The organism is Streptomyces sp. NPDC050535 (genome assembly GCF_044457665.1).
Classification (GTDB): domain Bacteria; phylum Actinomycetota; class Actinomycetes; order Streptomycetales; family Streptomycetaceae; genus Streptomyces.
In genome coordinates this window covers 1-13,424 of sequence record NZ_JBITHE010000044.1, presented here as the reverse complement: position 1 = coordinate 13,424, position 13,424 = coordinate 1, and the positions used below count along the sequence as shown (strand labels likewise).

Annotated in this window: 8 protein-coding genes and 1 pseudogene; 5 read left to right on the top strand and 4 right to left on the bottom strand. The window is 70.7% G+C overall.

Annotated features, from left to right (window positions below; genetic code table 11):
* The first annotated feature begins 396 nt into the window (after positions 1–396).
* Entirely contained in the window at positions 397–1,389 is a 993-nt protein-coding gene (gene hemB / locus ACIBLC_RS40865; protein ID WP_399216575.1) for a porphobilinogen synthase, read from the top strand.
* A 233-nt stretch (positions 1,390–1,622) separates the two neighbouring features.
* Positions 1,623–2,525, top strand: coding sequence for an SAM-dependent methyltransferase (locus ACIBLC_RS40860; RefSeq protein ID WP_399216574.1), 903 nt, complete (start codon positions 1,623–1,625; stop codon positions 2,523–2,525).
* 60 nt (positions 2,526–2,585) lie between these two features.
* Here the strand turns inward: ACIBLC_RS40860 and ACIBLC_RS40855 are convergent, their stop codons facing one another.
* Together ACIBLC_RS40855 and ACIBLC_RS40850 are read right to left on the bottom strand one after the other, a co-directional pair.
* Positions 2,586–3,485 carry a DUF4253 domain-containing protein gene (locus tag ACIBLC_RS40855; RefSeq protein WP_399216573.1) on the bottom strand — a complete coding sequence of 300 codons (900 nt, stop codon included), beginning with the start codon at positions 3,483–3,485 and terminating at the stop codon, positions 2,586–2,588.
* Positions 3,486–3,537: 52 nt separating this feature from the next.
* Positions 3,538–4,440: a hypothetical protein gene (locus ACIBLC_RS40850; RefSeq protein ID WP_399216572.1), complete on the bottom strand. Its 903-nt coding sequence runs from the start codon at positions 4,438–4,440 to the stop codon at positions 3,538–3,540.
* A 205-nt stretch (positions 4,441–4,645) separates the two neighbouring features.
* Here ACIBLC_RS40850 and ACIBLC_RS40845 point away from each other — a divergent pair, with 205 nt between their 5' ends.
* Positions 4,646–6,553: a P-loop ATPase, Sll1717 family gene (locus ACIBLC_RS40845; RefSeq protein ID WP_399216571.1), complete on the top strand. Its 1,908-nt coding sequence runs from the start codon at positions 4,646–4,648 to the stop codon at positions 6,551–6,553.
* Between the two features lie 52 nt (positions 6,554–6,605).
* A complete protein-coding gene (locus ACIBLC_RS40840) occupies positions 6,606–8,693 on the top strand; it encodes a protein kinase (RefSeq protein WP_399216570.1) in 2,088 nt (695 codons plus the stop codon).
* Between the two features lie 79 nt (positions 8,694–8,772).
* Here the strand turns inward: ACIBLC_RS40840 and argS are convergent, their stop codons facing one another.
* Positions 8,773–10,542, bottom strand: a complete 1,770-nt coding sequence (gene argS, locus ACIBLC_RS40835; RefSeq protein WP_399216569.1) for an arginine--tRNA ligase — start codon at positions 10,540–10,542, stop codon at positions 8,773–8,775.
* Positions 10,543–10,766: 224 nt separating this feature from the next.
* Between argS and lysS the strand changes: the two genes are divergently transcribed.
* Positions 10,767–12,530, top strand: coding sequence for a lysine--tRNA ligase (lysS, locus tag ACIBLC_RS40830; protein WP_399216568.1), 1,764 nt, complete (start codon positions 10,767–10,769; stop codon positions 12,528–12,530).
* A gap of 103 nt (positions 12,531–12,633) precedes the next feature.
* Here the strand turns inward: lysS and ACIBLC_RS40825 are convergent.
* Positions 12,634–13,424 (bottom strand): annotated as a pseudogene (locus ACIBLC_RS40825) (hypothetical protein); the annotation flags it as partial.

Sequence of the window (13,424 nt, the reverse complement as noted above, 5' to 3'; positions counted from 1 at the left end):
AGGGGGGGGGGGGGGGGGGGGGGGGGGGGGGGGGGGGGGGGGGGGGGGGCCCCCGCCCCCCCCCCCCCCCGCGCCCCCGGGGCCGGGGGCCGGTACATCCGCCCGTCGCCGCCGGATCAGACGTTGGGCGAGAGGGGGCGGGTCCGGTGACGCGGGCGTACGCGACGGGCATGTGATGTACCGGCCCCCGGCCCCTCCCGCCGGTGGGCGGCCATCCGACTCCGGGCCAGGGCATTTCAGCCCGTCCGGCGTTTGAGGACGAGCCCTTCGGGCGTTGGGGGGTTTGGGGGCGGAGCCCTCAAGGTCGGGACGGGTAAGGGCGGAGGGGGCGAGAGGGCTGTTGGGGCCGACGCGGCGTCGGCAAAGGGGGGGTGGGGGCGGGCGTAGCGTAGGTGTATGACGACGTACGGATCCTTTCCGGGCGCGCGGCCGCGGCGTCTGCGGACCACCCCCGTGATGCGGCGCATGGTCGCCGAGACCCGGCTGCACCCCGCTGACTTCATCCTCCCCGCGTTCGTGCGCGAGGGGATCGGGGAGCCGGTGCCGATCGCGGCGATGCCGGGGGTCGTGCAGCACACGCGGGACAGCCTGAAGAAGGCGGCCGCGGACGCGGTGGCGGCCGGGATTTCCGGGATCATGCTCTTCGGGGTGCCCGAGGAGTCGAAGAAGGACGCGGTCGGCACTCCGGGTACCGATCCGGACGGGATCCTGCAGGTGGCCCTGCGCGATGTGCGCGCCGAGGTCGGTGACGAGTTGCTGGTGATGTCCGACCTGTGTCTGGACGAGACCACCGACCACGGTCACTGCGGGGTGCTCGACGCCGAGGGACGGGTGGACAACGACGCCACCCTTGAGCGGTACGCCGAGATGGCGCAGGTGCAGGCCGACGCGGGCGCGCACGTGGTCGGGCCCAGCGGGATGATGGACGGCCAGATCGGCGTCGTCCGTGACGCGCTCGATCAGATCGGGCGCGAGGACGTGTCGATCCTCGCCTACACCGCCAAGTACTCCTCCGCCTTCTACGGCCCGTTCCGGGAGGCCGTCGGCTCGTCGCTCAAGGGCGACCGCAAGACGTACCAGCAGGACCCGGCGAACCTTCGTGAATCCATGCGGGAGCTGGCGCTCGACCTCGAAGAGGGCGCCGACATGGTGATGGTGAAGCCGGCGGGGCCCTACCTGGACGTCCTCGCGCGGGTGGCGGACGCCGTGGACGTGCCGGTGGCCGCGTACCAGATCTCCGGCGAGTACTCGATGATCGAGGCCGCCGCCGAGAAGGGCTGGATCGACCGGGACAGGGCGATCCTGGAGACGCTGACCGGCATCAAGCGGGCCGGTGCGCGGAACATTCTGACGTATTGGGCGATCGAGGTCGCGCAGCGGCTGCGCTGAGCTGCGCTGCGTTGTGCTGTGCTGCGCTGAGCTGAGCTGAGCTGAGCTCCGTTGCGCTGCGGGAAGGGGCGGGTCGTCGGCGGGTGCTCGCAGTCGGTCCTACGCGAGCTGGCGCCGCCGGAGGTGGCCGCGGTGAGCGGGTCGGCAGGTTACGGCGGATGGGGCACGGACAAGTCGTCCCGGGAGTTACGTTGTTGTCGGCTGCATTACGCGACTCCCCAGGGAGAGGCTCTATGTCCGGTGACGCTCTCGGCCAGGATCCCGACGAGCTGAGGAGGCGGATCGACACCACCAGGGCGCACCCCGCGCGTGTCTACGACGTCTTCCTCGGGGGCAAGGACAACTACCCCGTCGACCGTGCCGCCGCCGCGGCGGCCTTGGCGGCCAACCCGCGCGGTTACCTCGACGTCCGGCACAACCGTGACTTCCTGCGGCGGGCCGTGAGCACACTGGCCCAGGAGGAGGGCATCCGTCAGTTCCTGGACATCGGCACCGGGCTGCCGACGCAGGAGAACGTCCATCAGATCGCCCAGCGGAGCATCCCGGACTCGCGGGTCGTGTACGTCGACAACGACCCCGTCGTTCTCGCCCATGCGCGCGCCCTGCTCACCAGCGGGCCCGAGGGGCTGACGGACTACATCGACGCGGACCTGAGGCAGCCCGGGCAGATCCTCGAAGAGGCCGCCAAAACACTCGACTTCGACCAGCCTGTCGCCCTCGAACTCGTGGCGATCCTGCATTTCATCGAGGACGCGGAGGCCTACCCGATCGTGCGCGAGCTCGTCGACGCGCTGCCGTCCGGAAGCCGGCTCGTCCTCAGTCACCTCACCGACGACCTCAACCCCGAGAGCATCCGCGCGGTCCAACGGACGTACACCGAGCGCGGGTTCACGTTCGTGCTGCGCTCCAGGGCGGAGGTCGAGCGCTTCTTCACCGAGAGCGGCCTCGAGCTGGACGACCCCGGTGTCGTCCCCGCCCACCACTGGCGACCCGACGGCGCGGCCCCGCTCCCCGAGTCGGCCGAGCCCGGCTACCTCACCACTCTCGACGACATCGAGAAGGTCCGTTACCGCGACATCAACGACGTCACCGACGCGGACATCAACGTGTACGCGGCGACGGGTGTGAAGCGCTAGGCCGAGATCACCGGCCGCCCCCTCGAAGGGTTCTGGGGACGGCCGGGACCGGCGTGGGTGTCAGTCCCACCAGAAGGACCACACCTTCTGGTGGAGGACTTCGTGGGCCGCGTACGCCCGCAGGGTCTCGTGGTTGCCCTGGGTGATGTTGTCCGGGCAGAACGCGAAGTGTTCTGCCGCGATGGCCTCCGCCTCGGCCGTGGTGGCGGGCGGGGCGGCCACCGACAGGACGAGCTGGTCGAAGGTGAGGGCGACCACGCGTATGCCGAAGCGGTCCTCCCAGGAGCGCAGCACGGCGCACAGGCGGGCCACGTCACCCTCGTGGTTCAGCGGACCGAACCAGCCGATCGCCGCCGGGATGTCCGCGCTGCGGCGGGCCGGGACGAGGGCGATACGCGGGTCCTTCAGCCAGGAGCCGCTGTCCGCGAGGGAGTCGGCGATCTCGGCGGCGCGGGTGTCCGGGTCGGCGTCCGGCGCGGTGGCGGGGGCGAGACCGGGCCACTCGGAGCCGAAGGGCGCGACGGTCTCCTCGTACGTGGCGGACTCGCCGAAGAGTTCGACGACGGCTGCCCTGCCCGGGTGGTCCTCGTCGGGGCCGAGTTCCTCCGCCGCGTACTCCTCCCAGAACGCCGCCAGCACCTCCTCGGCGTCGTGATCGCCGGGATACGAGACCTCGTCCGGCATCAACTCCCAGTCGCCGGGGCCGCCCTGCTCGCCGCCGACGTCCACGAGGAGGGGGAGCAGGCCTGAGGTCCGCCGGGCGGGCTCCAGCGCCGACCAGGCTCCGGGTGCGGCAGGTCCGTCGGCGTGCCAGAGCAGCGGGCCGGGCGGCGCGCCGCCGTTCGTCGCGTCGACGGGCTCGGCCGCGTCGATCAGTGTCCCGGCCGGGAGTTCGAGCCCGAGCTCGCGGCCGCTCGGGTCGGCCGCCAGCTTCGGCAGTGGGTTGGGAAGTGTCGCCATGGCAGTGACTGTAGAGCCAGCCACTGACAATGCCTCTGGCAACCCCGCGACCCTAACTCCAGCTGGGAGAAGGCCCTTCCGGCTGCCCGTACGGCACCGGGCGGCCCGTGAACGCGTCCAGCAGGAGCCTGTCGCCGACGGTCCGGTCCAGCTTCACCGTCACCTTCGCGGAGCGCATGTCGGCGGTGCACGGGCCGTCCTTCGTCCCGACGACCGAGGCGGACAGCACCACGCTGCCGTCCGTCTCCAGCGCGCCCACCGCGGGGCCGTCGTCGCAGGACCCGTGGAAGGCCATGACGGTGATGGTCCGGCCGTCCTCGGACACCTCGGACAGCCGGTCGAGCGGGGCGAGTTCGGCGGTGGACACGTCGCGCGACGTCCTGATCGGCGGTTTGGGGAGTTCTGAGGGGATGGGGGCGGCCAACTTGAGCGGGGTGTCGTAGCCCTCCAGGGTGAACAGCCAGGCGGGGACCGTCGCCGGGCCGCGGCTGGTGGCCAGCGTCATCCGGCCCGGCTTCGCCCCGGTCACGGTCAGGTGCGGTCCGTCGCCGCCTCCGTCGGCCACCTCCTCGTACGCCTGCTCGACGCCCATCAGCGGGAGCGTGAGCCTGCTTCCGTTCTCCCACCTCACCTGTCCGTGAGCGTCCTTGCCCGGGGCGGCGGGGAGGTCGCCGCGCAGGACGAAGTTCCTGGTCAGGTAAGCGAGTTTGTCGTCCTCGTCGTGGAAGGCGCCCTTCGGGAGCTGGACCGAATCCCCCATCGGGTAGTAGCCCTCGCGCCACGCCTCGGCTGCCTCGGAGCCGTCCCAGGCGGTGGCGACCGCACGGGCACGGGCACTGTCCGGGCGCGCCCCCGAGCCTGCCCTTTCGCCGCCGCAGCCGGCCACGGCACCGGCCGTCGCGGTGAACAGGGCCAGCACGAGGAGCGGTTGGGTGGTGCGTGGCGCTGTCCGCATGGGTCCCCCAGGGCATGACGGTGGCGGTTGTTGTCCGTACCGGTCCTCTGACGCACCGGGGCCGGGTGACGTTCGGTCCCGGAGGGGGTCTGTCAACCGGGGTTCCGGTGCCGGTTGTTGCGGATACGGTGAGTGTTGTGGACCGGTGAAGAGGTCGAATCACGCGGTCTATCGCGGTCGTTGGGGCGACAACCGGGGGGACGGGATGGCCGACGGGCCGGTGCTCGCGCAGTTGCACTTCGGGCGTGAGGACGCCGAGCGGGACGTGACGGAGGGACTGCTGTTACGCGGCGGGTTCCTGCCCAATGCCGCCTACCGGGCGGCCGTGACCGGGCGGAAGATGCTCATCATCGGCCGCAAGGGCTCCGGGAAGAGCGCCATCTGCATGCAGTTGATGGCGGACGGCGCCCACCACGCCGGGAAGGCGCTGGTCACTCCGGACGAGGCGGCGGGGGAGGAGATCCGCCGGTTCGAGTTGCAGGGCCTGCCCGGGGACTCGGCCAAGGCACTGATCTGGCGGTACGTGTTCGCCGTACACGCGGCCCGCTGTCTGGTGACCCACTTCAAGGACGCGCACGGCCGCAGGCCCGACTCGGTGAAGGCGCTGGCGCGGTTCCTGAAGCAGAACGGCGAACTGGCGGGCGACCGGCTGGGCGACCGCCTCGCGCACGGTGCGCGGGGCTTGCAGACCTCGCTGTCCCTGGAGGCGTTCGGCGTCAAGGCGAGTATGGACACGGCGCAGTTGCCGCCGTCGGAGGGCGCGCGTGCCTCCCGGCAACTGGAGGTCGTCGAGCAGGGCGTGGCCCGAGCCCTCACCGACCTGCGCTGTGGCGGCGACCACGGGTCGCTGCTGATCATGGTCGACCAGCTGGAGCTGGTCTGGTCGGCCGAGCCGGACAGCAACTCGATGGTGATCGGGCTGCTGCTGGCCGCCAAGCACGCCGCGGGTCTCTACGGGCGGGCCGTACGGTTCCTGCTGTTCCTGCGCGCGGACATCTACGACTCGCTGTCGTTCGGGGAGGGCGACAAGTTCCACGGAGACGAACTGCGGATCGTCTGGACGGAACAGGCACTGCGCGACCTCGCCCTCGCCCGCGCGCGTGCCTCCGCCGGAGCGGAACTGACCGCCGAGCGGCTGTGGCGGGAGATCTTCCCGCCCACGGTTGGCGGCGAGGACACCGCGACCTATCTCTTCAGCCGCTGTCTGCCCCGGCCGAGGGACGCCATCCAGTTCCTCAACCTCTGCCAGGAGACGGCCTCGCTGATCCACGGCCGGGACCGCATCACGGAGGCGGACGTGCTCCAGGCGGGCCGCCAGTTCTCCGCCTGGAAACTCAAGGACCTGACCCTGGAGTACCTGGTCGCGCACCCCTTCCTGAAGCACCTCTTCCCGCTGTTCCAGAACACGGGGTACGTGGTGACCCGCGCCGCGCTCGGCAGCCGCTTCGAGGCCGCGGCCCAGTCGCTGCACGGGCTGTTCCCCGCCTACGCCGACGCGCTGACCCTCTCCGGTGTCATCGACATCCTGTACGGGGCGGGCTTCCTCGGGGTGCGACGCGGGAACGACGTGGTGTTCGCCGGTGAGGACGACCTGCCGGTACAGCCGCACGAGACGGAGTTCCACGTCCACCGGTGCTTCCGCGCGGCACTCGGCGCGACCAGTGCCATGGATCTCCGCCGCTACGAGCCACTCGTCGCGGCCGATCGCATCTTCCAGGGCAACACCGGCAACGCGGTGGGGGTGATCACCAACCTCAACCGTGACGACCGGCTGCTCCAGGCGCTCAGCGGCTCCTGCCACTCCATCCTCGCCCAGGTCGGCCGCGCGGTCGGGCTGACGCAGGACGCCCGCGAGGAGATCACCCAGCAGATCAACCGCGTACTCGACGACGTCAACAGCAGATCCGCGGGGTCCGTGTCCCCCGACGCGGACGACCATCTCCTCACCACCGCCCACTACTTCACCAGCCTCGCCGCCCAACTCCTGGCCAGCGGGCTCGACGACACCACCGGCGCCGGAGGTGTCGCGCACCGCATCGAGAACGAGGCGCGGCGGCTGCGGCTGCTGGCGGGCGGCTCGTACGGCAGCTCTGGCAGCTCGGGAGGACACTGACATCCAGGAGGACCGGTGATTCACGTGAAGCGGCGTACGAGGGAGGGAACCGGTGCAGGGCGTACTGCTCGCTGAGCGGTTCCGGATCGGGGACCGGCTGGGTGCGGGTGGCATGGGCCAGGTCTGGTCCGCGCAGGACGAGCGGATGCGGCGGGACGTGGCGGTCAAGGTCGTCCATCCGCAGTTCGGCATGGACGAGGCGGAGACGCAGGCCCGCTTCCAGCGCGAGGTGCAGCTGGCGGGCAGGCTCTCCCACCAGAACATCGTGACCGTGCACGACTGGGGCGAGGTGCCGGTCGACGGGCGCCACACCCTCTACCTCGTGATGGAACTCGTCCTCGGCGTGCCCCTCCAGAAGCGGCTCAGGGAGTCCGCGGTTCCCTGGCCGCTCGCCGTCGGCTGGGCCGCGCAGATCAGCCGGGCGCTGGACGCCGCACACGGGCAGGGTGTCGTCCACCGTGACATCAAGCCCGCCAATGTGCTGCTCACTCCTGAGGGGACGGTGAAGGTCCTCGACTTCGGGGTCGCGAAGTTCATGGGCGAGACCATCGGTGCGCGGGATCTCACCGTCACCGGTGCGCCGCTCGGCTCCCCGGCCTACATGTCGCCGGAACAGGCCGAGGGCAACCGGGACATCGACCACCGCAGTGACCTGTACTCCCTGGGCTGTCTCCTGTACCACGCGGTGACCGGCCGGCAGCCCTTCAGCAGCACCACGCAGTGGGCGGTGCTCCGGATGCAGATGGAGGACACCCCGACAGCGCCGGCCGTCCTCGCCGAGGGACTCCCGGGCGGCCTGAACGATCTCATCCTGGCCCTCCTCGCCAAGCGGCCCGAGGACCGGCCGGCCGACGCCGCCGCCGTCTTCGACGCGCTGAGCACCGTACTGGTCGACCACGCGCTCACCCTGCCCGGCGGAAACATCCTGGACGCCGCCCAACTGGGACAGGGCGAGGCGCTCTCGGGGCGCCTGCTCAACAAGGCGTGGGGGCTCTGGCAGTTGACGGAGACGCGGAGTGCGGCACGGCGGGCGGAGGCGGAGCGGCTGAAGTCGGAGGCGCAGGACAGCGCGGACCGGGTACGGGCGGAGGCACAGGCCGCGGCGGAGCGGCTGGCGGCCGAGGGTGCTGAGGCGCTGGCCGTCGCGCAGGAGGAGGCTGTCTGGCGGCGCCGCGAGGCCGGGGAACTGCTCGGTTCGGCGCGCCAGGAAGCCGACCAGGAGCGTGAGCGGGCCCGCGGGCAGAGCGAGGAGCTGCTCGCTTCCGCGCGCAAGCGGGTGGAGGAGTCCCAGGAGGAGGCCGTACGGCTGGTCGAGGAGGCCGACCGGCGCGCGACGGAGATGGTCTCGAACGCCGTGTACACGGCGGACCGCACCCGGACTCAGGCGAAGGACGACAGCGAGGCGTACCGCGCCAAGACCGTCGAGCTCCAGGAGGAGGCGCGTCGGCTGCGTACGGAGGCCGAGCGGTTGCACGCCGACGCGGTCGCCAAGAGTGAGCTGGTGCGCAGTCAGGGCCGACGCGAGGTCGTCCAGAGCTTCGACGAGGAGGTCAGGGCCGCCGAGGGGGTACTGGGCAGGGGACCGGCCGTCGACGAGAGCCCGGCACCTCAGCTCTTGGCGAAGCGTCGGGCCAAGTTTCTGGCCGCCGTCGTTTCGGCCCTCGCCAAGATCGACGCCGCGCCCCAGGCCGCTCACGGCCTCCCACAGCCCGCCCCGGCACCGGAGTCTCCACCCTTCGGGTTCGACCTGGTCCGCCGGGGCTACGACATCAAGCAGGTCGACGAGCGCATCGCCGAGCTGGTGACGGACCGCGACCGCGCCCTGTCCCGTGTCGTCGAGCTGGGCAGGCAGATCGAGGAGGCCGTACCGCCGCCGGACTTCGGGCCCTTTTCCGTCGATCCACGCGGCGATGCGCGGCACCTGGGCGGGTCCTTGGTCAACGGCGCCTACCAGCAGGCCGAGTGGGAAATTGAGGCCCGCTCCCGTCAGACCCGGCAGCCCCTCCAAGACTTCGAACTGGTCCCGCGGGGCTACGACCGCAGACAGGTGGACGCCCGGATCAGTCAACTCGTCGACGAACGCGACCGCGTGCTGGCCTGCATCACGGCGCTCGAAAGGCTCACCGGAGGGCGGTTCTGAGGTTCGCGTCGGCTTTGAAAAGGGGAAGCGCCGGGAGACGGACCCGAAGGGAGGTCTCCCGGCGCCGTTCCTCGAGCGGTCAGAGCCGGTCGGGCGTCCTGATGCCGAGGAGCGCCATGCCGTTGTGCAGCGTGCGGGCCGTGAGGTCCACCAGGAACAGGCGGTTCTCGACGACCTCCGGCGCGTTGTCCGGCGACAGCACCTGGCACTGGTCGTAGAACGTCGTCAGGTGCGAGGCGAGCTGGTAGAGGTACGCCGCCAGCTTGTGCGGGGCGTACTCCTTCGCCGCCTCGGTCACCTCCTCGCCGAACCGGTCCAGGTGCAGGCCCAACGCCCGCTCCGCCGGGGCCAGTTCCAGCTCCGGGTGGGCGCCGGGCCGGGCGTCGCCCGCCTTGCGGAGGATCGACTGGATACGGGCGTACGCGTACTGGAGGTAGACGGACGTGTCGCCGTTCAGCGACACCATCTGGTCCAGGTCGAACTTGTAGTCCCGCACGGCGGACGTGGACAGGTCCGCGTACTTCACGGCGCCGACCCCGACGTACCGGCCGTTCTCGACGATCTCCCGCTCGCTCAGGCCCACCTTCTCGGCCTTCTCCCGTACGACGGCGGTGGCGCGCTGGACGGCCTCGTCGAGGAGGTCCTCCAGCTTCACCGTCTCGCCCTCACGGGTCTTGAACGGCTTCCCGTCCTTCCCCAGCACCGTGCCGAAGGCGAGCTGGAACGCCGTCACGTCGTCGCCGAGCCAGCCGGCCCGCCGGGCGGTCTCGAAGACCATCCGGAAGTGCAGCGACTGCCGGGCGTCGACCACGTAGAGGAGCGTGCTCGCCTTGAGGCCGAAGACGCGGTCCCTGATCGCCGACAGGTCCGTCGCCGCGTAGCCGTAGCCGCCGTCGGACTTGCGGACGATCAGCGGGACGCGGTTGCCGTCCGGACCCTTGATGTCGTCGAAGAACACGCACAGCGCGCCGTCCGAGATCTCCGCGACGCCGGACTCCTCCAGCAGGCGGCACGTCTCGTCCAGCATGTCGTTGTAGCCCGACTCGCCGACGATGTCCGCGTCCCGGATCTCCATGTCCAGCTTCTCGAAGACCGAGAAGAAGTAGATCTTCGACTCGTCCACGAACTTCTGCCAGGCGGCCAGCGTCCTCGGCTCACCCGCCTGGAGGTCGACCACCCGGCGCCGGGCCCGCGTCTTGAACTCCTCGTCGGAGTCGAAGAGTTTGCGGGCGGTCTTGTAGAGGCGGTCGAGGTTCGACATGGCCTCCTCGCCGGTGACTTCGGCGTCCTTGTGGTCCAGCTCGCCGGGGTGCTCGTCCAGGTACTGGATGAGCATGCCGAACTGGGTTCCCCAGTCGCCGATGTGGTGCCGCCGCACGACCGACTCGCCGGTGAACTCCAGGAGTTGGACCACCGCGTCACCGATCACCGCCGACCGCAGGTGACCGACGTGCATCTCCTTCGCCACGTTCGGCTGGGCGTAGTCGATGACCGTGGTGCCCGGGTGCTCGGCGAAGGGCACACCGAGGCGGGCCGCGTCCGCGTACCGCGCGGCCAGGGTCCGGGTGATCGCCCCGTCGCTGATCGTGATGTTCAGGAAGCCGGGTCCCGACACCTCGATGTCCTGGATCACGTCACCCGACTCGACCCGCGCCACGACCTGCGTCGCCAGCTCCCGCGGATTGGCCTTCGCCTTCTTGGCGAGTGCCAGGATGCCGTTCGCCTGGAAGTCCGCCCGGTCGCTTCGTCGCAGCAGCGGGTCCGCGGCACCGGCCTCCGGCAGGGCTGCCGAGAGGGCGTCCGCGAGGCGCTGGTGGACGGAGGCGGTGAGGGACGTGACCGAGGCCATGGAGTGGCTGCCGTTCTGCTCGGGTTCCGGAGGTCTGCTCTGCGTACAGATCCGGTTCCGGGTGCGGATCCGAAGGATCCGGTCCGGGAAATCTGAGTACAGGAAACCCAGTATCCCACGTGGTGAAAAGCCGTTTTCGCGGTTCCGGTCCGAGCTGGGAGAATAGGCCCGTCAGCCGACCGATCATGCCGGCTGCTCCCGAAGGAACTCCAGAAAAAGAGGACGTGCCGATCGTGGCTCAGAGCACCGAGACCACCGACTGGGTCTCCCGTTACGCGGATGAGGTCATCGAGGAGTCGGAGCGTCGGGCCCCGGGCAAAGCGACGTCAGCCACCACCGCCCCGGTCGTGGTCGTCGCGTCCGGGCTCTCGCCCTCCGGCCCGATCCACCTCGGGAACCTCCGGGAGGTCATGACGCCGCACCTCGTCGCCGACGAGATCCGGCGGCGGGGCCACGTCGTACGGCACCTGATCTCCTGGGACGACTACGACCGCTACCGCAAGGTCCCGGCCGGCGTCCCCGGCGTGGACGAGTCCTGGGCCCAGCACATCGGCAAGCCGCTGACCTCCGTACCGGCCCCCGAGGGGTCCGAACACCCCAACTGGGCCGAGCACTTCAAGGCCGCGATGATCACGTCGCTCGCCGAACTCGGCGTGGAGTACGACGGGATCAGCCAGACCGAGCAGTACACCTCGGGTGTCTACCGCGAGCAGGTGCTGTTCGCGATGAAGCACCGGGGCGACATCGACGCCATCCTCGAGCAGTACCGCACCAAGAAGGCCCCGGCCAAGCAGAAGCAGCAGAAGCCGCTCGACGAGGCCGAGATCGAGGCCGCCGAGGGATCCGGCGCCGCCGCCGAGGACGACGGCAGCTCCGACGCCGGGTACTTCCCGTACAAGCCCTACTGCGGCCGGTGCGAGAAGGACCTGACGACCGTCACGGCCTACGACGACGACAGCACCGAGCTGACCTACACCTGCGCCGCCTGCGGATTCTCCGAGACCGTCCGGCTGAACGAGTTCAACCGCGGCAAGCTGGTCTGGAAGGTCGACTGGCCCATGCGCTGGGCCTACGAGGGCGTCGTCTTCGAGCCGAGCGGCGTCGACCACTCCTCTCCGGGCTCCAGCTTCCAGGTCGGCGGACAGATCGTCGGGCTCTTCGGCGGCAAGCAGCCGATCGGGCCCATGTACGCCTTCGTCGGCATCAGCGGCATGGCCAAGATGTCCAGCAGCAAGGGCGGGGTGCCCACCCCGGCCGACGCCCTCCAGATCATGGAGCCGCAACTCCTGCGCTGGCTCTACGCCCGCCGCCGCCCCAACCAGTCCTTCAAGATCGCCTTCGACCAGGAGATCCAGCGGCTCTACGACGAGTGGGACAAGCTCGAGAGCAAGGTCGCCGACGGTTCGGTGCTCCCGGCGGACGCCGCCGCGCACGCCCGGGCCGTGGGCACCGCCGCCGGTGAGCTGCCCCGGACGCCCCGCCCGATGCCGTACCGCACCCTCGCCTCCGTCGCCGACATCACCGCCGGTGCGGAGGACCAGACCCTGCGGATCCTGAGCGAGCTCGACCCCGGCAACCCGCTCGGCTCCCTCGACGAGGTGCGGCCGCGGCTCGACCGGGCCGAGACCTGGACCAACACCCAGGTCCCCGCCGGGGAGCGCACCGTCGTCCGGGAGGAGCCCGACACGGAGCTCCTGAAGTCCCTCGACGACCAGGGCCGCGAGTCGCTGCGCCTGCTCCTCGACGGACTCGACGACAACTGGTCCCTGGACGGCCTGACCACCCTCGTCTACGGCGTCCCCAAGGTCCAGGCAGGCTTCCCCGCCGACGCCACCGCCAAGGAACTGCCGCCCGAGATCAAGGTCGCCCAGCGCACCTTCTTCGCCCGCCTCTACCACCTGCTGGTGGGCCGTGACACCGGCCCGCGCCTGCCCACGCTGCTGCTGGCCGTGGGACAGGAAAGGGTGCGCAGGCTCCTCGGGGAGTAGACCCGGCGCTACGACGACGGGAGCGCCCGGTGCTCAATGGCACCGGGCGCCCCCGTCGTCGTACGAGAGTCTGGGAGAACCGAGGAGGTCCGAGGAGGTCCGCTTACGCGATGTGCTCTTCCTGGAGATCCGCCGTGTGACGGTTGGTGAAGCGCTTGACCAACCGGTCGGCCTCGCGCTGCGGGAGCGTGGTGCCGAACGTCGCCTCCACGTTGCCCCTGAACTGGCCCGAGGTCGGATAGCTGCCGTCTATCGACTTCTTGAAGACCAGGTAGTACTCCTCCTCGGACGGCTCCGTGCCGCCGCCCGCACCCATCTCACGGGTACGGCCCGGGCCGGACGGGATCGGGAAGGTACCGGTGTCCTCCATGGAGGGCTCAGGGGCGGGCGCAGGCTCCTCCTCGTACCGCTGCTGCGGGAACGTCTGCTGCTCGAACCGCTGTTGCTGCTCGAACCGCTGCTGTTCCTCGAACCGCTGCCGTTCCTCGAACTGCCGCCGGGCCTGGAACTGCTGCTGCTCCTGGAACTGCTGCTGTTCCTCGAACAGCTCGGCCTGCTGCTGCTCCGCGTACCACTGCCGGTCCGCGGCGTTCGGGTCGTACGTCGGGTCGTAGCCGCCCTGATACGCGACGGACTGCGGGTCCCGGGCCTGGAGCCACTGACTCTGCGCCTCGGCGTAGTCCTCCGGCTGCTCGGGGGGCTCGTTCGCCTCGGGAGCGGGCAGCTGCTCCCGGACAGGCGCCGTGTTGCTCTGCAGGACGGGCGCGGTCGGCTCCGGTTCGCGGACCACCTCCAACTGCGGCGCGGGGGGCAGCAGTACGGGTTCGATGCCGGCCGCCGCCAGGCCCGCGGGGGCCGTCTGGGCGAGGGGGACGCCGTACTTCGCGAGCCGCA